The organism is Arthrobacter sp. SLBN-83 (genome assembly GCF_006715285.1).
Lineage (GTDB): Bacteria > Actinomycetota > Actinomycetes > Actinomycetales > Micrococcaceae > Arthrobacter.
Map to the genome: position 1 here is coordinate 3,584,868 of NZ_VFMX01000001.1, position 21,593 is coordinate 3,606,460.

20 protein-coding genes are annotated in these 21,593 nt (G+C 66.7%); 15 read left to right on the forward strand and 5 right to left on the reverse strand.

Annotated elements, in window-relative coordinates; all coding sequences use genetic code 11:
* Nucleotides 1-52 precede the first annotated feature (52 nt).
* On the forward strand, nt 53-616 hold the full coding sequence (gene efp / locus FBY30_RS16820; protein ID WP_142133745.1) for an elongation factor P: 564 nt from the start codon (nt 53-55) through the stop codon (nt 614-616).
* On the forward strand, nt 616-1,026 hold the full coding sequence (gene nusB / locus FBY30_RS16825) for a transcription antitermination factor NusB (RefSeq protein WP_142133746.1): 411 nt from the start codon (nt 616-618) through the stop codon (nt 1,024-1,026). Before efp ends, nusB begins: the two co-directional genes overlap by 1 nt.
* A 90-nt stretch (nt 1,027-1,116) precedes the next feature.
* On the opposite strand, the gene FBY30_RS16830 is transcribed toward nusB, so the two are convergent.
* Nucleotides 1,117-2,391 carry a PrsW family intramembrane metalloprotease gene (locus tag FBY30_RS16830; RefSeq protein ID WP_235009571.1) on the reverse strand — a complete coding sequence of 425 codons (1,275 nt, stop codon included), beginning with the start codon at nt 2,389-2,391 and terminating at the stop codon, nt 1,117-1,119.
* Nucleotides 2,392-2,587: 196 nt separating this feature from the next.
* On the opposite strand from FBY30_RS16830, the gene pyrR reads away from it, so the two are divergent.
* The 13 genes from pyrR (at nt 2,588) to FBY30_RS16895 (ending at nt 17,626) form a co-directional block, all read left to right on the forward strand.
* A complete protein-coding gene (gene pyrR / locus FBY30_RS16835; RefSeq protein WP_142133748.1) occupies nt 2,588-3,175 on the forward strand; it encodes a bifunctional pyr operon transcriptional regulator/uracil phosphoribosyltransferase PyrR in 588 nt (195 codons plus the stop codon).
* Nucleotides 3,172-4,197 carry an aspartate carbamoyltransferase catalytic subunit gene (locus FBY30_RS16840; RefSeq protein ID WP_142133749.1) on the forward strand — a complete coding sequence of 342 codons (1,026 nt, stop codon included), beginning with the start codon at nt 3,172-3,174 and terminating at the stop codon, nt 4,195-4,197. Before pyrR ends, FBY30_RS16840 begins: the two co-directional genes overlap by 4 nt.
* Nucleotides 4,197-5,537, forward strand: coding sequence for a dihydroorotase (locus tag FBY30_RS16845; RefSeq protein ID WP_142133750.1), 1,341 nt, complete (start codon nt 4,197-4,199; stop codon nt 5,535-5,537). Before FBY30_RS16840 ends, FBY30_RS16845 begins: the two co-directional genes overlap by 1 nt.
* Complete coding sequence (locus tag FBY30_RS16850; RefSeq protein ID WP_142133751.1) at nt 5,537-6,055, forward strand: PH-like domain-containing protein; 519 nt, start codon at nt 5,537-5,539, stop codon at nt 6,053-6,055. The genes FBY30_RS16845 and FBY30_RS16850 overlap by 1 nt, the downstream gene beginning before the upstream one ends.
* A 19-nt stretch (nt 6,056-6,074) precedes the next feature.
* Complete coding sequence (carA, locus tag FBY30_RS16855; protein WP_235009471.1) at nt 6,075-7,337, forward strand: glutamine-hydrolyzing carbamoyl-phosphate synthase small subunit; 1,263 nt, start codon at nt 6,075-6,077, stop codon at nt 7,335-7,337.
* Nucleotides 7,337-10,651 (forward strand): carbamoyl-phosphate synthase large subunit, encoded by a 3,315-nt coding sequence (gene carB, locus FBY30_RS16860; RefSeq protein WP_142133753.1) that lies wholly within the window; start codon nt 7,337-7,339, stop codon nt 10,649-10,651. The genes carA and carB overlap by 1 nt, the downstream gene beginning before the upstream one ends.
* Nucleotides 10,644-11,519, forward strand: coding sequence for an orotidine-5'-phosphate decarboxylase (pyrF, locus tag FBY30_RS16865; RefSeq protein ID WP_142133754.1), 876 nt, complete (start codon nt 10,644-10,646; stop codon nt 11,517-11,519). The genes carB and pyrF overlap by 8 nt, the downstream gene beginning before the upstream one ends.
* Nucleotides 11,520-11,629: 110 nt before the next feature.
* Nucleotides 11,630-11,947 (forward strand): integration host factor, actinobacterial type, encoded by a 318-nt coding sequence (gene mihF / locus FBY30_RS16870; RefSeq protein WP_200830713.1) that lies wholly within the window; start codon nt 11,630-11,632, stop codon nt 11,945-11,947.
* Nucleotides 11,948-11,992: 45 nt separating this feature from the next.
* Nucleotides 11,993-12,586: a guanylate kinase gene (gene gmk / locus FBY30_RS16875; protein WP_142133756.1), complete on the forward strand. Its 594-nt coding sequence runs from the start codon at nt 11,993-11,995 to the stop codon at nt 12,584-12,586.
* A gap of 15 nt (nt 12,587-12,601) precedes the next feature.
* Nucleotides 12,602-12,862 carry a DNA-directed RNA polymerase subunit omega gene (gene rpoZ / locus FBY30_RS16880; protein WP_003800778.1) on the forward strand — a complete coding sequence of 87 codons (261 nt, stop codon included), beginning with the start codon at nt 12,602-12,604 and terminating at the stop codon, nt 12,860-12,862.
* A 38-nt stretch (nt 12,863-12,900) separates the two neighbouring features.
* Nucleotides 12,901-14,136: a bifunctional phosphopantothenoylcysteine decarboxylase/phosphopantothenate--cysteine ligase CoaBC gene (gene coaBC, locus FBY30_RS16885; protein WP_142133757.1), complete on the forward strand. Its 1,236-nt coding sequence runs from the start codon at nt 12,901-12,903 to the stop codon at nt 14,134-14,136.
* 109 nt (nt 14,137-14,245) lie between these two features.
* Complete coding sequence (gene metK, locus FBY30_RS16890) at nt 14,246-15,481, forward strand: methionine adenosyltransferase (RefSeq protein ID WP_142133758.1); 1,236 nt, start codon at nt 14,246-14,248, stop codon at nt 15,479-15,481.
* Between the two features lie 60 nt (nt 15,482-15,541).
* Nucleotides 15,542-17,626, forward strand: coding sequence for a primosomal protein N' (locus FBY30_RS16895; protein ID WP_142133759.1), 2,085 nt, complete (start codon nt 15,542-15,544; stop codon nt 17,624-17,626).
* Between the two features lie 12 nt (nt 17,627-17,638).
* On the opposite strand, the gene FBY30_RS16900 is transcribed toward FBY30_RS16895, so the two are convergent.
* From FBY30_RS16900 to FBY30_RS16915, 4 genes are read right to left on the reverse strand one after another with little or no spacing between them, the layout of a single operon-like run.
* The gene (locus FBY30_RS16900) at nt 17,639-18,718 is read right to left on the reverse strand and encodes a glycosyltransferase family 4 protein (RefSeq protein ID WP_142133760.1); all 1,080 of its coding nucleotides are present in this window, start codon (nt 18,716-18,718) and stop codon (nt 17,639-17,641) included.
* Complete coding sequence (locus FBY30_RS16905) at nt 18,715-19,644, reverse strand: alpha/beta fold hydrolase (RefSeq protein WP_142133761.1); 930 nt, start codon at nt 19,642-19,644, stop codon at nt 18,715-18,717. Before FBY30_RS16905 ends, FBY30_RS16900 begins: the two co-directional genes overlap by 4 nt.
* 7 nt (nt 19,645-19,651) lie before the next feature.
* Nucleotides 19,652-20,521, reverse strand: a complete 870-nt coding sequence (locus tag FBY30_RS16910) for an aldo/keto reductase (RefSeq protein ID WP_142133762.1) — start codon at nt 20,519-20,521, stop codon at nt 19,652-19,654.
* A 19-nt stretch (nt 20,522-20,540) separates the two neighbouring features.
* Nucleotides 20,541-21,506: a sugar-binding transcriptional regulator gene (locus tag FBY30_RS16915; protein WP_142135385.1), complete on the reverse strand. Its 966-nt coding sequence runs from the start codon at nt 21,504-21,506 to the stop codon at nt 20,541-20,543.
* Nucleotides 21,507-21,593 lie beyond the last annotated feature (87 nt).

Consider the following 21,593-nt stretch of genomic DNA (forward strand, 5'->3'; position numbering starts at 1 on the left):
CCGGCATACAGCATCTGACCACGCGGCCAGACAAAGAAACCAGAGGAAACCAGTGGCAACCACTAACGACATTAAGAACGGAACGGTCCTGAAGCTCGAGGGCCAGCTCTGGAACGTCATCGAATTCCAGCACGTCAAGCCCGGCAAGGGCGGCGCCTTTGTGCGGACCAAGATGCGCAACGTGATGTCCGGCAAGGTTGTCGACAAGACGTTCAACGCCGGGCTGAAGATCGAGACCGCCACCGTTGACCGCCGTGACTACCAGTACCTGTACCAGGACGGCGCGGACTTCGTGTTCATGGACACCTCGGACTATGACCAGATCACCGTCTCCGGTGCCACGGTAGGCGACGCCACCAACTTCATGCTTGAGAACCAGATGGTCAACATCGCCATCCACGACGGCACCCCCCTCTACATCGAGCTGCCGCCGAGCGTTGTCCTCGAAATCACCTACACCGAGCCGGGCCTGCAGGGTGACCGCTCCTCCGCAGGCACCAAGCCCGCCACCCTGGAAACCGGCTACGAAATCCAGGTCCCGTTGTTCATCGAAAACAACACCCGGGTTAAGGTGGACACCCGCGACGGCAGCTACCTGGGCCGGGTCACCGACTAGTGAGCGCCCGCGGTAAAGCCCGCAGCAGGGCACTGGATGTTCTTTTCGAAGCGGAGCAGCGCTCTGTTTCGGCGTTCGACGTGCTCCGCGCACGCCGGGAAAAGACCGACCAGGTGGTCAACCCCTACACCCTGGAAATCGTCGAAGGAGTGCTGTCGCAGCAGGCAGCCATCGATGAGTTCCTGGAGACTTACTCGCAGGGCTGGAGCCTGGAGCGCATGCCGTCCGTGGACCGCATCATCCTGCGCATCGGCACCTGGGAGCTTCTTTACAACGACGATGTCCCGGACGGCGTGGCGGTCAGCGAGGCAGTTGCGCTGGCCAAGACTTTGTCCACGGATGAGTCCCCGCAGTTCATCAACGGCCTCCTGGGCCGGCTGCAGCAGCTGAAGCCTTCGCTGCTGGCCTGAGGCTTCTTCTCCGCGGGACAAACAACCTGCAGGACCAACAAAAGAACCCCGCCGCTGGCGGGGTTCTTTTGCGTTGGCCGCAAAGACGGGTTACGCGGCCACGGACGCCCGCAGCGCCAGGATCCGCTGGAGCTGCAGCCTTTCCTCGGCCTGGTGGAGGGGCACGTCGCGTCCGCTCAGGATCCGCTGGCGGGTATTGGCCAGCTGGGTGGCCGCCTTCAGGAACTGCTTCATCTGCTGCTTCCTGCCCGCACTGGCCGCCCATGCCAGGGCTGTCCGCCGGCCGCCGCGGGTGGCCAGCAGCTGCACCTCGGCCGGCGTAAACCAGCCCGCGGCGGAATACTCCAGCAGGCGCTGGCGGGTGAGGCGTTTCTCGGCCACCCGCAGGAAGATGATGCCGGCCACTGCCAGCACGAAGATCGGCACCTGGACCACGATGTAGTCCAGCAGGAATCCCTGGCCCATGCTGTTCCACCTGTTGTGCAGGAACATGGCCGGCAGCAGGCCCACGAAGAACGCGCCGATCGACGCGCCGGTGTGCCAGCGCCTGGCGGCAAAGCCCATGATGAGGCCGGTGGTGCCGGTAAAGATCGCATGGGCGAAGGGGGACATGACGCCGCGCAGGAAGAAGATCTGGGCGAAGTCGCTGGCCGGCGACGCCGATTCAGCGATAGCCCGCCCGAAATAGAGGATGTTCTCGGTGAAGGCGAACCCGCCGGCGATGGTGAAGGCGAACACCACGCCGTCCACCGGCCCGTCGAACTGGCGCCGGGCCGCCAGCAGGAGGATGAGCAGGCCCAGCGACTTGGCGAACTCCTCGACAATGGGTGCCTGCACGGTGGCCATATAGGTCTGCAGGTCAGGCTGGTCCGTGAACTGGAAGACGATCACGAAGAACGGCTGGATCAGCAGCGTCACGGCAACGGACACTGCGGCGCCCCACGTGAAAGCAAAAAACAGGAGCCGCTTGGGTTCCGGCTCCCACCTGTCAATGATGTGCACTGCCGTCAGCACCACAGCAAGCGGGACCAGGGACGCCAGGAAACCAATCAGGAACCCCGCCGCCCCGGTATTGGACAGAAGGAACGGCACCACCAGGAACAGGCTCAGGAAAGCCAGCACGCCGCCGGCAACGCTCAAACCAAGCAACCCGCTGCGGGCCCGCGAACCCTGCAGCACTGTTCCCTGCGCCTGCGGGGGAACCATGCCCGCCAGCGGCCCGCCCTGGTGCCCCGGCGCCGCCCGGTAGTGTTCCGGCTGCACCTGCCCCATCCAGCTTGGATTCGCCTCCTGCGGCAGGGGCGGCCCACCGGCGCCGCGGTAGGGGTCGTCGGGAGGTCCGGATGAAGGGTGCTGCGAATACATCGGCATACCCGAAAGCCTAAGCGGGGGCTCCCGCGCCGCAAAGGAAGCGGCCTTGGTTTCCGTCCGGCGCTCCGTGGGATGTGACCAGCAACGCGTTGGTCCGGGGCCGGGCGCGGCAGGACCGTGTGGTAATTTTGAACAGCAATCATTCCTTTTTTAATTCCGTCCTGTGAGGCGGGGAAAGGGGAGACGAGCGTTGACATCTGTCACCAGCGCACCGGTTCCAGCCAGGGTTGTCCTCAGCCAGGCGGACATTGACCGGGCCCTCACTCGTATCGCCCACGAGATCCTCGAAGCCAACAAGGGTTCCCAGGACCTGGTCCTACTGGGCATTCCCCGCCGCGGTTACCCGCTGGCTGTCCGGCTCGCGGAAAAAATCGCCGCCGCGGACAACACCGTTGATGCCGCGGCCATCGTAGGGCAGCTCGACGTCACCATGTTCCGCGACGACCTTTCCCATCAGGGGACCCGCCCGCCGTACCCCACCAGGCTGCCGCGGACCGGCATAGACAACAAAGTGGTTGTCCTCATCGACGACGTCCTGTACTCCGGCCGCACCATCCGTGCCGCCCTGGACGCGCTCGTGGACCTCGGCCGGCCGCGCATCGTCCGGCTTGCCGTCCTGATCGACCGGGGCCACCGCGAGCTTCCCATCCGCGCGGACCACGTGGGCAAGAACCTGCCCACGTCCTCCGTTGAAAAGGTCAGGGTCCGGCTGGAAGAGACGGATTCCTCCGACGGCGGAAGCCCGGTCAACGAAGTCGTGATCGAGGGGGGCGCGTGAAACACCTCCTGTCCACCGAGGACCTCAGTCTTTCGAACGCCATCCGCATCCTGGACACCGCCGAGGAGATGTCGGCCGTGGGGGAGCGGGAAGTCAAGAAGCTCCCCGCCCTGCGTGGCCGCACTGTGGTCAACCTCTTCTTCGAAGACTCCACCCGCACCCGGATATCCTTTGAAGCGGCAGCCAAGCGGTTGTCGGCCGATGTCATCAACTTCGCCGCCAAGGGATCGTCCGTCTCCAAGGGCGAGTCCCTCAAGGACACCGCCCAGACGCTGTCCGCAATGGGTGCGGACGCCGTCGTGATCCGCCACTGGGCGTCCGGCGCGCCCCACCGCCTCGCAGCCACCGACTGGATCGACGCTGCAGTCATCAACGCCGGCGACGGCACCCACGAACACCCCACCCAGGCCCTGCTCGACGCCTTCACCATGCGCCGCCACTGGGCCCGGCTCTCGGGTACGGGCTCCGAAGGGACCGATCTCAAGGGCATGCGGGTGGCCATCGCAGGCGACGTGCTCCACTCCCGCGTGGCGCGCTCCAACGTCTGGCTGCTCCGTACCCTTGGTGCGGAAGTCACCCTGGTGGCCCCGCCCACGCTGCTGCCGGTCGGCGTCGACAAGTGGCCCTGCAGCGTCAGCTATGACCTTGACCAGACCCTGGCCAACGGCGTCGATGCCATGATGATGCTCCGGGTCCAGGGCGAACGCATGAACGCGTCGTTCTTCCCCAGCACCCGTGAATACTCCCGCCGATGGGGCTTCGACGACAACCGGCTGCGGGCCCTGGACGACCTTGGCATGACGGACACCATCATCATGCACCCCGGGCCCATGAACCGGGGCCTGGAGATCAGCGCCGCCGCCGCCGACTCGCCCCGTTCCACCGTCCTGGCGCAGGTCCGCAACGGCGTGTCCGTGCGGATGGCCGCGCTGTACCTGCTGCTCTCCGGAGACACCCGGGAACCAGCCGCACACCGGGCACCGGCCTACGCCGCCGCCCCTTCCCCCAAGGAGAGCAACTGATGGCAGCCAACACCGGAACGTACCTGATCCAAGGCGCAGCCATCCTGGGCGGCGAGCCCGCGGACCTGCTGATCCGCGACGGCATCATCGCCGAGATCGGCCATGACCTGTCCGCGGATGGCGCCACCGTCATCGACGCCGCCGGCCTGGTGGCGCTGCCCGGCATGGTGGACGTCCATACGCACCTCCGCGAACCGGGCCGCGAAGACGCCGAAACCGTGGAAACCGGCACCCGGGCCGCGGCGCTGGGCGGCTACACTGCCGTGCACGCCATGGCTAACAGCACCCCGGTGGCCGACACCGCCGGCGTGGTGGAACAGGTCTACACGCTGGGCCTTGCAGCCGGCTGGGTGGACGTCCGCCCGGTCGGTGCCGTCACCGTCGGCCTCGCAGGGGAGCAGCTGGCTGAATTGGGCGCCATGGCCGATTCCCGCGCCCGGGTCCGCATGTTCTCCGACGACGGCATTTGCGTCCACGACCCGGTGCTCATGCGCCGCGCCCTCGAGTACGTCAAGGCGTTCGACGGCGTTGTGGCCCAGCACGCGCAGGAACCCCGCCTCACCGCCGGGGCACAGATGAACGAAGGCGATGTCTCCGCCGTCCTCGGTCTGACCGGCTGGCCCGCCGTGGCTGAGGAAAGCATCATCGCCCGGGACGTCCTCTTGGCCCAGCACGTGGGCTCCCGCCTGCACGTGTGCCACGTGTCCACGGCCGGCTCGGTGGAGATCATCCGCTGGGCCAAGGAGCGCGGAATTGACGTCACGGCGGAGGTCACCCCGCACCACCTGCTGCTGACCGACGACCTGGTGCGCAGCTACGACCCCGTGTTCAAGGTCAACCCGCCGCTGCGCACCGACGCCGACGTCCAGGCATTGCGTGCGGGGCTGGCGGACGGCACGATCGACGTTGTGGGTACCGACCACGCGCCGCACCCCAGCGAGCACAAGGAATGCGAGTGGGCGCAGGCTGCCATGGGCATGACCGGGCTGGAAACCGCCCTGTCCGTGGTCCAGCACGCCATGATCGAAACCGGCCTGATGACCTGGGCTGACTTCGCCAGGGTCACTTCCACCGCTGCCGCGAAGATTGGCCGCCTGGCTGACCAGGGCCGCCCCATCGAGGCCGGGGAACCGGCCAACCTGATCCTGGTTGACCCGGCGGCACGTTGGACGGTGGACCCCTTCCAGATGGCCACCATGGGCCGCAACTCCCCGTTCAAGGGCAGGGAGCTGCCGGGCAAGGTGGTGGCCACCTTCTTCAAGGGGCACCCCACCGTCCTGGACGGTACCCTCAACACCCCGCACCCGGAAGCCGGCGCAACCCCGGCGGGCGCTGCCTGATGGACAAGATCCTTCCCGGACTTGCCATGCTGGCGGTTGTTGCCGTCGTCTTTGTCCTCCTCGCCGTTGGCTGGCGCAACCGCCTGAAGCGCCAGTCCGACGTCGAGCAACTGCCCCAGGTGCCTGCCGCACCCGGTGAGCCAACCGCCGCTGCCGACGGGCAGTACGTTGCCACCACCACGTCAGGCGACTGGCTTGACCGGATCGCGGTTCATGGGCTGGGCATCCGCACCAACTCCACCCTGGAGGTGTACCCGCACGGGGTCCTCTACAGGCGGTCCGGGGCACCTGCGCTCTACATCCCCGCAGCTTCCCTCACCGGTGTCCGGCAGGACAGCGGGATGGCAGGGAAGTTCGTGGAAAAGGACGGCCTGCTGGTGCTCGCGTGGATGCATGGCGCCCATGAACTGGACACCGGCTTCCGGACCCGCCGCGCGGCGGACAAAGACGTGCTGTACCAGGCCCTTCAGGATTTGATTTCGTCAGCCCCAGCGGCTGGTGCCACCAGTGGAAAGTAAGACAGTGAAAGCGAATACATTGACAGCAACCACCTCCGCTCCTGTATCGGCCCCAGCTGCGCTGGTTCTCGAAGACGGGCGCATTTTCCGCGGCACCAGCTACGGTGCCACGGGCACCGCCCTGGGCGAGGCCGTCTTTGCCACCGGCATGACCGGCTACCAGGAAACCATCACCGATCCGTCCTACGCCCGCCAACTGGTGGTGCAGACGGCGCCGCACATCGGCAACACCGGTGTCAATGATGACGACGCCGAGTCCCGGCGCATCTGGGTGGCGGGCTACATCGTCCGCGACCCCGCACGCCGCCCCTCCAACTGGCGCTCCGAGCGCTCCCTGGACGAAGAGCTGGTGGCGCAGGGCATCGTTGGCATCCAGGGCGTGGACACGCGTGCCATCACCCGGCACCTGCGCGAGCACAAGACCATGCGCGCCGGCATCTTCTCCGGTGAGGCCGCCCAGGTTACGGACAAGGAACTGGTCGACGCCGTCCTGGCCAGCGCCCCCATGGAGGGTTCGCGCCTGGCCGAGGAGGTCAGCGTTGATGAAGCCTACGTGGTTGAACCGAAGGACCACGGCTGGGACGGCGAGCCCCGCTTCACCATCGCGGCCATCGACCTCGGCATCAAGGCCATGACCCCGGTCCGGTTCGCCGAGCGCGGCGTCCGCGTCCACGTGCTCCCCGCCACCGCCACCCTGGAAGACGTCAAGGCGGTCAATCCGGACGGGTTCTTCATGTCCAACGGCCCCGGCGACCCCGCCACTGCCGACGCGCAGGTCAAGCTGCTGCGCTCGGTCCTGGACGAAAAGCTGCCCTACTTCGGCATCTGCTTCGGGAACCAGATCCTGGGCCGGGCACTGGGCTTTGGCACCTACAAGCTCCGCTACGGCCACCGCGGCATCAACCAGCCCGTGATGGACCGCCGCACCGGCAAGGTGGAAATCACCTCCCAGAACCACGGTTTCGCCGTGGACGCCCCGCTGGACGGCGCCACCCAGGCACCCGAGGAGCGCTACGGCCGCGTGGAAGTAAGCCATGTCAGCCTGAACGACGACGTCGTGGAAGGCCTCGCCTGCCTCGACATCCCGGCGTTCTCCGTGCAGTACCACCCGGAAGCGGCGGCGGGACCCCACGATGCCGCCTACCTGTTCGACCGCTTCATCGAACTGATGGAAGGCACCCGCGACGGCCGGACGGCCAACCTGTCAAAGGAACCGGTGGACTCCGCCCACTCCGCCGGCGCTGAACACAAAAACGACAACAAGACTGAGGACAAGAAGTAATGCCGAAACGTACAGATCTCAAGAGCGTCCTCGTCATTGGTTCCGGCCCGATCGTCATTGGCCAGGCCGCCGAGTTCGACTACTCAGGCACCCAGGCACTGCGTGTCCTCAAGGAGGAAGGCCTGCGGGTCATCCTGGTGAACTCCAACCCGGCCACCATCATGACCGACCCCGAGTTCGCCGACGCCACCTACGTCGAGCCCATCACCCCCGAGGTGGTGGAGAAGATCATCGCCAAGGAACGCCCCGACGCCGTGCTGCCCACCCTGGGTGGCCAGACCGCGCTGAACACCGCCATCGCCCTGGACAAGAACGGCGTGCTGGAGAAGTACAACGTGGAGCTGATCGGCGCGAACATCGCCGCCATCGAGCTCGGCGAGGACCGTGAGAAGTTCAAGGGCGTCGTGGAGCGCTGCGGCGCCGAATCCGCGCGCAGCCACATCATCCACACCATGGACGAGGCCCTGACGGCCGCCGTCGACCTCGGTTACCCCATGGTGGTCCGCCCGTCCTTCACCATGGGCGGCCTGGGCTCCGGCCTTGCCTACAACGAGGAAGACCTGCGCCGCATCGTCGGCCAGGGCCTGCAGTACAGCCCCACCAGCGAGGTGCTGCTCGAAGAGAGCATCCTGGGCTGGAAGGAATACGAGCTCGAGATGATGCGGGACAAGAACGACAACGTGGTTGTCGTCTGCTCCATCGAAAACTTCGATCCCGTAGGCGTGCATACCGGTGACTCCATCACCGTAGCCCCGGCGCTGACCCTCACGGACCGCGAGTACCAGAAGCTGCGCGACGTCGCCATCGCCGTCATCCGGGAGGTGGGCGTGGACACCGGCGGCTGCAACATCCAGTTCGCCATCGACCCCAAGACCGGCCGCGTGGTGGTCATCGAGATGAACCCCCGCGTCTCCCGCTCCTCGGCGCTGGCGTCCAAGGCCACCGGCTTCGCCATCGCCAAGATCGCCACCAAGCTCTCCCTGGGCTACACCCTGGACGAAATCCCCAACGACATCACGCAGAAGACCCCCGCGTCCTTCGAACCCACACTCGACTACGTGGTGGTCAAGGTTCCGCGGTTTGCCTTCGAGAAGTTCCCGGCGGCGGACAACACCCTCACCACCACCATGAAGTCCGTGGGCGAGGCCATGGCCATGGGCCGCAACTTCACCGAGGCCCTCCAGAAGGCCCTGCGCTCCCTGGAGCAGAAGGGTTCGCAGCTGGACTTCAGCTCCGTCCCCGAATACGAAGTCGCAGAGCTCATCGAAAAGGCCAAGCGCCCCACCACCGAGCGGCTGCACCAGGTACAGCGCGCCCTCCTGGGCGGCGCCACGGCGGAACAGCTCTTCGAGGCCACCAAGATCGATCCCTGGTTCCTGGACCAGCTCGAACTCCTCAACGAGGTGTCCCGCGAGATCCGCCAGGCCGGCGCACTGACCAGGGAGATGCTGCAGCGCGCCAAGCGCCACGGCTTCTCCGACGAACAGATCGGCGCGCTGACGCACAACTCCGAGGCAGTGGTCCGTGGCGTCCGCCAGGCCCTGGGCATCCGCCCGGTCTACAAGACCGTGGACACCTGCGCCGCCGAGTTCGCCGCTTACACCCCGTACCACTACTCGGCCTACGACGAGGAGGACGAGGTCGCGCTGCACTCCAAGCCGTCCATCCTGATCCTCGGCTCCGGCCCCAACCGCATCGGCCAGGGCATCGAGTTCGACTACTCCTGCGTGCACGCCTCCATGGCACTGCGCAAGGCCGGCTACGAGACGGTCATGGTCAACTGCAACCCGGAAACCGTCTCCACCGACTACGACGTCTCCACCCGCCTGTACTTCGAGCCACTCACGCTTGAGGACGTCCTGGAAGTCATCGCGGCCGAGGAACGCACCGGCGGCGTCATGGGCGTGTTCGTCCAGCTCGGCGGCCAGACCCCGCTGAAGCTGGCCCAGCAGCTGGCCGACGCCGGCGTGCCCATCCTGGGCACCTCCCCGGAAGCCATCGACCTCGCCGAGCACCGTGGCGCGTTCTCCCGCGTACTGGACAAGGCCGGCCTCGTGTCGCCCAAGAACGGCACCGCCGTTTCCTTCGAGGACGCCAAGAAGATCGCCGACGAGATCGGCTACCCGGTCCTGGTCCGCCCGTCCTACGTGCTGGGCGGCCGCGGTATGGAAATCGTCTACGACGAGCCCAACCTCTCCCGCTACATCGCCAACGCCACCGAGATCACGCCGGACCACCCGGTCCTGATCGACCGGTTCCTGGAGGACGCCGTCGAAATCGACGTCGATGCCCTCTTCGACGGCACCGACATGTACCTGGGCGGCATCATGGAGCACATCGAGGAAGCCGGCATCCACTCCGGCGACTCCGCCTGCGTCCTGCCGCCGATCACCCTGGGAAGCAACGTCGTCGAACGCGTGCGCACCGCAACCCGCGCCATCGCTGAAGGCGTGGGCGTGCGGGGCCTGATCAACATCCAGTTCGCGCTGGCGTCCGACGTCCTGTACGTCCTGGAAGCCAACCCCCGTGCATCCCGGACCGTGCCGTTCGTGTCCAAGGCCACCGGCGTGCAGATGGCCAAGGCTGCTGCCCTCATCGGCGCCGGCGTGACCATCAACCAGCTGCGCGGGGCCTACAAGATCCTGCCGGAGGCCGGCGACGGCTCCACCCTGCCGCTGGACGCCCCCGTGGCGGTCAAGGAGGCCGTGCTGCCGTTCAGCCGGTTCCGCACGGTCGAGGGCAAGGTGGTGGACTCGCTGCTCGGACCCGAGATGCGCTCCACCGGCGAGGTCATGGGCATCGACAAGCACTTCGACACCGCCTTCGCCAAGAGCCAGGCCGGTGCCAACAACGCCCTGCCCACCGAGGGCAAGGTGTTCGTCTCCGTGGCCAACCGGGACAAGCGCGCCGTCATCATGGCGGTCAAGCGCCTCTCGGACCTCGGCTTCGAGATCGTCTCCACCGGCGGCACCGCCGACGTCCTGCGCCGCAACGGCCTGCAGGCCACCCCGGTCCGCAAGGTGGCCGAGGGCAGCAGCGCCGAGGGCGAGGGCACCATCGCGGACCTGATCGTCGCCGGCGAGATCGACATGGTCTTCAACACGCCCTCGGGCGGCGAGGCCCGCAGCGACGGCTACGAAATCCGCGCCGCGGCCACGTCCATCGGCATTCCGTGCATCACCACGGTGGCCGAGTTCAACGCCGCCGTCCAGGCCATCGAAGCCATGCGCACCTACGAATGGTCCGTCACCAGCCTGCAGGAGCACGCGGCAGCGCTTGCGGAGTCGCAGAAAGCGGCCCTGCAGCATGCCTGAGCAGGTTCCCGGTACGCCTGCACACGACGCCGTCCGGGAGTCCTTCGGCTCCCGGCTCGGCGCGGCCATGGCCGCCCGCGGCCCGCTGTGCGTGGGCATCGACCCGCACCCGGCGCTGTTGAAGGGCTGGGGACTGGACGACGACGCCGCCGGGCTGAGGCGGTTTTCCCTCACCGTCCTGGAGGCGGTGGCTTCGCTCGCTGCCGCGGTCAAGCCGCAGGTGGCGCTGTATGAGCGTCACGGATCTGCGGGCATGGCGGTGCTGGAGGAGGTCCTGGCCACCGCGCGGGACGAATCGGTTCTGACCATCGCCGATGCCAAGCGTGGAGACATTGGGTCCACCATGGCTGCCTACGCCGACGCTTGGCTCCGTGATGAGTCCCCGCTGGCGGCCGATTCCGTCACGCTCAGCCCCTACCTTGGGTTTGAGTCGCTGCGTCCTGCGCTTGACCTGGCGGCAGCCACCGGCCGCGGTGTGTTTGTGCTGGCCCTGACCTCCAATCCGGAGGGCGCCTCCGTCCAGCATGTGGGCGGAAAGGATTCCGTGGCCCGCAGGATCACTGCAGCAGCGGCTGCCGAGAACTCGCGGTATGCAGGGAGCCTTGGGTCCGTGGGCCTGGTGGTCGGCGCCACCGTTGGCAGCGCGCTGGCGGACCTGGACCTGGACCTTGCGGCCGTCCGCGGTCCCATCCTGGCGCCCGGGCTCGGGGCGCAGGGGGCTACGCCGGCGGATCTTCGGGCCACCTTTGGTGCTGCCTACCCGCTGGTCCTGGGAACGTCCAGCCGCGACATCCTGTCGGCCGGGCCGGAGGTCAGCGGCCTGCGTGAGGCTGCCCTGCGGACCTTGGAGGGGCTGCGGGGACAATAGCCTGCAATTGCCCCGATGCATTGATTCACGGTGCACCAGAGGGTAGTTTCAGGACAGGTCCAAGGGCGGCCGCCCTTGGATGAAATCCGCCGACTTCGGGGGTGTCCGTGATGGTCCTGCGACCTTTATCTGCGTCTGAACGGGCCGATGCCCTGGGCAAGGCGGCAGCAGCCAGGGCCACCCGGGCCGCCGCCAAGGAAAGCCTTCGGAACGGCGACAGGTCCGCGGCGGACATCATCAGCTCGGCCTTGGAGGACGACGCCCTGGCCCGCATGAAAGTCTCCGAGCTGCTCGAAGCCCTTCCCGGCATCGGGAAGGTACGGGCCGCCGCGATCATGCAGCAGCTGGGCATCGCAACGTCCCGCAGGGTCAGGGGCCTGGGCGTCCACCAGCGCCGGGCGCTGGTAGATTTTATAGACGAGCATTGAGGCAGGCAGCGCCTGTCTTTCCCCCAACTGCGGCAAAAGGAATACGTGAGCAAGAAACCTGGACTGACAGTCCTCGCAGGTCCGACGGCTGTTGGCAAAGGCACCGTGTCCACCTACATCCGTGACAACTACCCCGAGGTGTGGCTTTCCGTCTCAGCCACCACCCGCGCTCCCCGGCCTGGGGAGGTGGACGGCGTTCACTACTTCTTCAAGTCCAAGGAGGAGTTCGAGCAGCTCATTGCGGACGGTGAACTCCTGGAATGGGCGGTGGTCCACGGCCAGAACACTTACGGCACCCTGAAGAGCACCGTCAACCGGGCCATCGCCGAAGGTCGGTCCGTGCTGCTGGAGATCGACCTGCAGGGCGCCCGCCAGGTCAAGGCAGCCGTCCCGGACGCCCAGTTCGTCTTCCTCGCACCGCCCACCTGGGACGAAATGGTCCGCCGGCTGGTGGGCCGGGGCACAGAAACACCGGAAGAACAGCAGCGGCGCCTGGAAACCGCTAAACTGGAACTTGCTGCTGAACCGGAGTTCGACCACACCGTCATCAATGACGACGTCCGCCGGGCAGCGGACGAGCTTGTTTCACTCATGGGGCTGACACCGCATCCACACCTGCCGGAACCGTCAGCACGCTAGGAATTTGGAGAATCCGTGTCCACGAACCTTGAAGGCATCATCAACCCGCCGATCGACTCGCTGCTCGAAGCAGCCGATTCCAAGTACGGCCTGGTGATCTTCGGTGCCAAGCGCGCTCGTCAGATCAACGCCTACTACGCCCAGCTGCACGAGGGCCTGTTCGAATACGTCGGACCCCTGGTCGACACCAAGCTGAACGAAAAGTCGCTCTCGATCGCACTGCGCGAGATCAACGAAGGCAAGCTGGTTTCCACGCCGATCGAAGCCGCAGAGTAAACCTGCCGCTGAACTGACTTGCTGTTGACGGAGGTCACGTGCGCATAGTCCTCGGAGTCGGGGGAGGGATTGCCGCCTACAAGGTGGCATCGCTCCTCCGGCTTTTTACTGAAGCCGGCCATGACGTCACCGTGATTCCCACGGAGGCGTCAACGCGCTTCATTGGAACCGCCACCTGGGAAGCGCTGTCCGGCAACCCGGTAAGCAACAGCGTTTTCGATGATGTGCACCTGGTCAACCACGTCCGGCTTGGACACGAGGCCGACCTCGTGGTGGTGGCGCCCGCCACGGCAGACCTCCTGGCGAAAGCCGCCACGGGCCAGGCCGGGGACCTGCTCACCAACACGCTGCTGATGGCACACGGCCCCGTGCTTTTCGCCCCCGCCATGCACACCGAGATGTGGCAGCACGCCGCCACCCGCGCCAACGTCGAAACCCTGCGCTCCCGCGGCGCCGCCGTCCTGGAACCCGCCTCCGGCCGCCTGACCGGGGCAGACTCGGGTCCGGGAAGGCTGCCCGAGCCCCAGATGATCTTCGACGCGGCCATGGCACTGGTGCAGGGACGGTCCGACTACCAGCTCCCGCTTGCTGGCCGCACCGTGACCATCAGCGCCGGCGGCACCCGGGAACCGCTGGACCCCGTACGCTTCCTCGGCAACCGGTCGTCCGGCAAGCAGGGCGTGGCACTGGCGGTCGCTGCCCGGAACGCAGGCGCCACCGTGCGGCTGCTGGCGGCCCACATGGACGTTCCACCGCCAGCCGGCGTGGAAGTTGTCCGCGTGGAAACTGCCCTGCAACTCCGGGAGGCCGCACTGGCTGCCGCTGCCGGGTCCGACGTCATCATCATGTCAGCAGCCGTGGCCGACTTCCGCCCCGCAGAGGTCTCGGACACCAAGATCAAAAAGCGGGACGATGCTGCAGATCCGGTCATTTCCCTGGTCCGAAACCCGGACATCCTGCAGGAGCTCGTGGAGCAGCGGAACGCCGGCTATGCCCAGCCCGGGCAGCTCATCGTAGGGTTCGCGGCCGAGACCGGGGACAGCCAGGGCGATGTCCTTGGCTATGCGGAAGCAAAACTGCAGCGGAAAGGCTGCGACCTGCTGGTGGTCAACCACGTGGGGACGGATAAAGTCTTCGGGCAGGACTCCAATTCGGTGGTCATCCTTTCGCGCTCAGGCTCCGAACCACAGGAGGCCTCGGGCTCCAAAACCGAGGTTTCGGAAGCCATCATCAGCCGCATCAGTTTCGAACTGAACCACGTTGCCTCAAACTGAACGTGTTTCACCCATCGCCTGGGTGTTCCTGGCCACGTTCGCTTAGCACAGGGACATCTATCGACTTCTCCCTCACGGGAGTACCAACACCAACCAGTAAGGTAGTTGAGTGACTTTACCGCTGCACCTTCCCCACACCCATGGGGCCACGCCCTCCGCGCTCCGGCTTTTCACCTCCGAGTCGGTCACTGAAGGCCACCCGGACAAGATTTGCGACCAGATCAGCGACGCCATCCTCGACGCGCTGCTTTCCGCCGACCCAGAGTCCCGCGTGGCCGTGGAGACCATGGCCACCACCGGCCTGGTGCATGTGGCTGGCGAAGTCACCACCGACGCATACGTCGAAATCCCGCAGATCGTCCGCGAAACCATCCTGGGCATCGGGTACGACTCCTCGGCCAACGGCTTCGACGGTGCCCGCTGCGGCGTCTCCGTTTCGATCGGCCAGCAGTCCAACGACATCGCCGGTGGCGTCTTCAACTCCCTCGAAGCCCGCGAAGGCCGCCAGGAGGACGACTACGACCTCCAGGGCGCCGGTGACCAGGGCCTGATGTTCGGCTACGCCAGCGACGAGACTCCGTCCTACATGCCAACCCCCATCTGGCTGGCCCACCGGCTCTCGGAACGCCTGACCGACGTCCGCAAGACGGGCCAGCTGGCCTACCTGCGCCCCGACGGTAAGACCCAGGTCACCGTGGGCTATGACAAAGACGTTCCGGTATCCGTTGAAACCGTGGTGATTTCCAGCCAGCACGCCGAGGGCGCAAGCCTTGAACAGCTGCGCGCGGACCTCGCCGCCGTCGTGATTGAACCTGTCCTGGCTGCTGCCAACCTCGACATTTCCCGCGCCGCCAACATCCTCAACCCTGCCGGCGAGTTCGTGATCGGCGGCCCCGTGGGCGACGCCGGCCTCACCGGCCGCAAGATCATCGTCGACACCTACGGCGGCATGGCACGCCACGGCGGCGGCGCCTTCTCCGGCAAGGACCCGTCCAAGGTGGACCGCTCCGCCGCCTATGCCATGCGCTGGGTAGCCAAGAATGTAGTGGCCGCGGGCCTGGCCAAGCGCGCCGAAATCCAGATCGCCTACGCCATCGGCCAGGCGCGGCCGGTGGGAACCTACGTGGAAACGTTCGGCACCGAGACCGTGGATCCCGCCCGGATCAGCGAAGCCATTGCCGAGATCTTCGACCTCCGTCCCCGGGCCATCATCGATGCCCTGGACCTGAAACGGCCCATCTACGCCAAGACAGCCGCCCACGGCCACTTCGGACGGGATGAGCCCGACTTCACCTGGGAGCGACTGGACCGGGTTGACGACCTGAAGGCGTACTTCAACGCCTAATGTCAGTGCCCGGTGCTTTGCTGTTCATATCAAACCGGTAGCTGAACGGAGGTAACTGTCATAATTCCTGACAGCTCCGTCCAGCCCACCCTGCTGCAGGGTTTTCCTGCACGCAAACTGCCCGGCGGCGTTACCCCCGCTGGCCGGCTGCCGGTGGCACGGGTCCTTGTCGAGTCCTCACTGCCGCACCTGGACCGCCCGTTCGATTACGCCGTCCCTGAGCCGCTGGACCAGGCAGCCCAGCCCGGAACCCGGGTGAAGGTCAAGTTCAATGGCCAGGACCTCAGCGGATTCCTCCTGGAGCGGGTGGAGGAGTCCGACGCCGGGCACACCCTGGTTCCCCTGGCGAAGGTTGTGTCCCCGGTCCAGGTCCTCACGCCCGCCGTCCGCGACCTTGCCACCGCCGTAGCTGCCCGTTACGCCGGTACAGTCAGCGATGTCCTCCGCCTGGCGGTACCGCCGCGGGTGGCCAAGCTGGAAAAGGACTACCCCGACCCGCTGGACGCAGGGGAGGCGGTGACTGCGCCTGAAGCCGCGGGAACCCCCGCCACTTCCGCCTGGGCTGCCTACCGCACGGGTGCGGCCTTCCTGCGGCACCTGGCCGGTGGGGGATCGCCCCGCGCCGTGGTCAACCCCCTGCAGGGCTACGGGCCTGGGGGCTGGCCGCACCTGCTGGCCCAGGCCGCCGCTGCTGCTTACACCTCCGGCCGGGGCGCGGTGCTGGTGGTGCCCGACTACCGGGATCTGGACCGGTTGGAGGAAGCGCTCAAGGAGCTGGTCCCGGCGGAGGCGGTGGCCCGGCTCACCGCCGACGACGGCCCCACGCCGCGTTACCGCAATTTCCTCCGGCTGTTGGCCGGCACTGCGAAAATCGCCATCGGCACCAGGTCCGCCGCCTTCGCCCCTGTCCAGGACCTGGGGCTGGTGGCCTGCTGGGACGACGGCGACGACCTTCACATCGAGCAGCGCGCACCCTACGCCCATGCCCGGGAGGTCCTGCTCCTGCGGGCCGAACAGGAGGGCACCGCCTGCCTGCTCGCGGGGCATGCCCGCAGCACGGAAGTGCAGCGGCTGGTGGAAGCCGGCTGGGCCGTCCCCGTCGAAACCGAGCGGGCAACCCTCCGCAGGACCGTTGCCCGCGTCGTCAGCACTGCCGACAGCTTCGAACAGGCGCGGGACCCTTTGGCCACCCTTGCCCGCCTCCCGCACGCCGCCTGGCAGGCCGCCAAGGAAGGACTGGAACGCGGTCCTGTGCTGGTGCAGGTAGCCAGGGCTGGCTATGCACCTTCATTGGTGTGCGAAACATGCCGTGAACCGGCCCGCTGCAGCCACTGCCAAGGACCCCTGGCGCTGGGTGGAACATCAGCGCTGGCGCAGTGCCGCTGGTGTTCCACCCCTGCCCCCGACTGGAAGTGCTCCCACTGCGGGGGCCGGCGGCTCCGCAAAGGCGCCACCGGAGTCCTGCGCACTGCTGAGGAACTTGGCCGCGCGTTTCCCGGCACCACAGTCATCACGTCCTCAGGCGACCAGGTGAAGGCCAGGGTGGGCGCGGGCAAGGCGCTGGTGGTGGCCACAGTGGGAGCCGAACCTGTGGCAGAGGCCGGGTATGCCGCCGCGCTGCTCCTTGACGGCGATTCCCTGCTCCGCCGCGAAACCCTCCGTGCCGGCGAAGACACTGTGCGTCGCTGGTTCAACGCTGCAGCCCTGGTCCGTCCCGCTCCGGACAAGGGGCTGGTGGTGGTCACGGCCTCGGACCCGGCAGCAACCGGCGCGCTGCTGCGATGGGATCCGCAGGGTTACGCCGGGCGCGAGTTGTCCCTTCGGATGGAGCTGCAGCTGCCGCCGGCAGTGCGGATTGCATCGGTGACGGGGCCGCGGGCCGCTGTGGAGCACTACACCGGTGCCGTGGAAGCGGACCTGGCACGCGGCGGAATAACGCTGCGCACTGCCGGCCCGGCGCCGCTGTTGTTCAGCACACCGCCCTCCGGCAGGCGCTCAGCCGAGGACGTACGGACCCTGCTGTTCTTCCCTTACGGCCAGGCTGCCTCCGTCGTCCGCGTCCTGAGGGTCACCCGGGCAGCCGTGGCAGCCAAGCGGACCACCGAGCCGGTGCAGCTGCGCCTCGACGGCGTTGACGTGCTCTAGGGTTGGCGTGCCTTAGCTCCGGCGCCTTTTCGCCATGACCTCGTGGGCCGCGTCCACCAGCTGGCGTGCCGATTCGTCCCAGCTGAATTCGCGTGCCCGCGCAATGGATCGCCGGGACATGTCCTGCCAGTGCGCGTCATCCTGCAGTCGTGCCACCGCGTCGGCGAACTGCTCCGGGGACTCCGGGTCCACGTAGAGGGCAGCGTCCGCTCCCACTTCCCGGAAGATGGGAATGTCGCTGGCGATCACTGGGGTGCCCAGAGCCATGGCCTCGACCAGGGGAAGTCCATACCCCTCGGCCCTGGAGAGGCTCACCAGCGCGGTGGCCCGCCGCAGCAGCGCGTCATACTCCGCATCCGTCACACCGTTGTGGAACACCACGGAGGCGCCCGGCGGGATGAGGCGTTCCAGCTCGGCACGCCGCTGGGGCGTTATGCGGCTGAGCAGGTGCAGGGTGTAGCCGGGCAGTCCGGCCATGCCCGCCACCATGGTGTCCACATTCTTGTATGGCATGAACGAGCCCATGTAGATGATCGTCCTGTCCGCACCATCGCCCGGGTCGCGCTGTTCCTGTGCCGGCTGCGGGGCATTGGCGATGATGCGCACGGGCCGGCGCGTCAGCCGGTATTTGGCCATCAGGGCCTCGGTGGTGCGGCTGATGGTGGCCACGATATCGGCGCGGTTGAGGAGCAGGCGCTGCGGCCAGAACGCCTTGTGGTACAGCCGCCAAAGCAACCGGACGGGGCCGGGCAGGAAGCCCGGGGGAGTGGGGTGCTCGTAGTAAATGAGGTCGTGCAGGGTGAGGATGAGGCCGTACTTGCGGCCCCAGGTGCCCATGGTCTGCATGGGGCACACCACCACGTCCGCCCCAATGCGGTTGACCGTCCGGGCCACGAACAGCTCGCGGGGGGAGAGTGGGCTGCTGATGAGCGTGTACGGAACGTCCGGCAGGAGGGCCAGCTGCCGGACGTCGGAGACCAGCATGGACACGTCGGCGATCTTCGCCGTGGCAGCAATCAGGCTTGCTCCGTAGCGGCTGATGCCGTCGTGGTGGTCGGTGCGGGTGAAACGTGCATCGATGACAATCTTCACGCGGGGTGGTCCTTCAGGAAGCTGCGGATGTAGCGGGCGGCCGGTTCCGGGGTCTCGTAGTGGATCAGATGGCCGACGCCGGGAATCACCTTCAGCTGCCCGTCCGGCAGCAGGGCCAGGAGACGGTGCTGGTTGGGGAGGGTGGCAATTTCGTCCTTTTCACCGGCGATCAGCAGCACCGGAAGGTCCAAGCGTTCGGCCACCTCTGCCACATGGTTGCTGACGGACGCGGTGAAGGACTCCAGCAGGCTGTCCCGGTCGGCGAAGGAACTGAAGTAGGCGTGGTGCTGGCCGTGGATGAAGGCCCGCAGGTCCCGGTCGCGCGTCTTTGCCATGGTTTCGCTCATCACCCGCACGATCAGCGGATTACGCAACAGCGCAAGCCCGGGCTTCCGGGGGAGGCGTGCCGCCAGCCGGTAGTAGAACACAGCCAGCCGGGTCATCACGCCTTTGGGTCCTTCCAGGGCCGGGGCGGCGATGGGGTTGATCAGGATCAGGGGGTTTACGGCATCCGGGTTGTTGGCTACGAAGTGTGCCGCCACCATCGAGCCGAAGGAATGTCCCAGCAGCACCGTGTCCGGTCCCAGGCCCTGGGACGTCATGAAATCGGTGATGAACTGCCCGTAACGCTCCACGGAGTGAGGGTCCCGGGCGAACGCCTCTGAGCTGCCAAAGCCTGGCAGGTCCGGCATGATGATGCGCATGTCCGGGAGCTGGTCCGCGACGCGCAGGAGCCCGTGGTGGTCGCCGCGGAAGCCGTGGACCACCAGGATGGTCCGCGTATCCGGCGTCTCTTCCAAGGGCTCGTAGGTCCAGAAGGCTACTGTTCCGCCGTCGAGGGTCACACTGGAGGCGGACGTTCGGGCGGGAAGGCCGGGGCTCAGGTACTCGGGCGCTGGGGAAGTTTCCGGGTTCACTGTATCCATGCCCGGCCTAGTTGACGTTGTCCGGATGGGAGCCGGTCCGCTGCCCGCGGTCCAGCTCCTTGATGGCCACCAGATCGCGCTCTGAAAGCTCGAAATTGAAGACGTCGAGGTTCTCCCGAATCCGCTTTTCGGAGCTGGCCTTGGGGATGGCGATATTTCCCAGCTGCATGTGCCAGCGGAGGATCACCTGCGCGGGCGTCCTGCGGTGCTCGGCGGCGCAGGCCTGGATGACGGGGTCGGCAAGGACCTGGCCGCGGCCCAGCGGGCTCCATGCTTCGGTGCGGATTCCGAGTTCCGCGTGCTTGCTGCGCAGTTCTTGCTGCTGCAGCCAGGGGTGGAGTTCTATCTGGTTGACGGCGGGGACCACTTCAGCGCTTTGCAGCAGGCGGTCCAGGTGCGCCGGTTGGAAATTGCTGACGCCAATGGCGCGGACCCGGCCTTCCCGGTAGAGCGTTTCCAGGGCGCGGTAGGTTTCGGGAAACAAGCCGCGGCGCGGGCAGGGCCAGTGGATCAGGTACATGTCCACGTAATCCAGGCCCAGGTTGACCATGGAGTCGTCGAAGGCCCGCAGGGTTGCATCGTAGCCGTGGTGGTCGTTCCACACCTTCGTGGTGACGAACACGTCTTCCCGGCCAAGCGGCGGAAACAGTTCCCCGGAACCACCGCTGCCGGCCCCGGCGCCCAGTTGGGAACTGATGCCCCTGGCCACGCCGGTTTCGTTGCCGTACATGGCGGCTGTGTCGAAGTGCCGGTACCCGGCGGCGAGCGCGGTGGCCACCAGGCCTTCGGCGTCTGCTGCCGGCACCTTATAGAGCCCGAAGCCGAGCTGGTCTATCAGCACGCCGTTGTTCAGGCTGAGCCGGGGTGAGGTTCTCATGGCATCGACTCTACCCACTTCAGCTGGTCAGTCCTTCGTAATCGACCAGGCGTCGGGCAGTGGCTTCATCAAGGATGAGATCGGTGGCGAGCCGCGCCGCCAGGGCTCCGCGGAGGCCGTTGATCTTGGACACTCCCGACACCACGCAGATCCTGCGGCGGACCTGCCGCAGCTGGGCCAGTGCAGGGCCGGTGGACCTTTCGTTCAGGACGATCCCGTCAGAGGAACCGTCGCCGCGGAAGAAGACGGTGGCCACGTCGCCCACCACGTCGGAGTTGGCGAGCGCGTTCAGGTCGTCCTCGTCCAGGTAGCCACCAGCGTAGACGTGGCTGGGATAGTCGGCGTGCACGGAACCGATGCCGAAAATGGCGATGCTCATTTTGGCCTGCAGTTCCAGGACACGCCGCACACTGCGTTCATTCCACATTGCGGTCTTGGTGGCAGCGTGGTCGAAGAACGCCGGCACGGGGAACTGCTCCACCCTTGCCCCGTACGCGCTGCCAAACCTGCGCATGATGTCGCTTGCATAGGTGATACCAGTCGTGTGCATGTTGCCGGCGCCGTTGAGCTGGACGATGACGCTGTCATGCGTGATCTTCCTGGTGAGGTGCCTGCTCACCGCACTGAGGGTGGATCCCCAGGCCACGCCGATGATGGCGTTGGAGTCCACCACGGGCCCGATGGTCCGCGCCGCCTGCATGGCCACCCGGTCCAGGGTTTCCGCCTCATTGAGCGTCCCCAGGATCGGAACCACATGGACATCCAGGTTGTACCGGCGCCGGATCATCCCCTCCAGTTCGGGCCCGGTATCCAGGGGGTTGCGGATCTGGATCTGCACCAGGCCCGACTCCCGGGCGGAGGACAGGAGACGGGAAACCGTGGACCGGGACGTGCGCAGTTCACGTGCTATCGCGTCCATCGTCAGATCCTGCAGATAATACATTTGTGCAGCTCGGAGGGCGTCCTGGTCCCGTGAAAGTACCATCTCAGTTCCGTTCTGCACGTTTGTGCATAGTCCTTGACTCCATTTTCCATTTCTCCAAACAATAGAGCAGAACGGCGGCGCCACCCA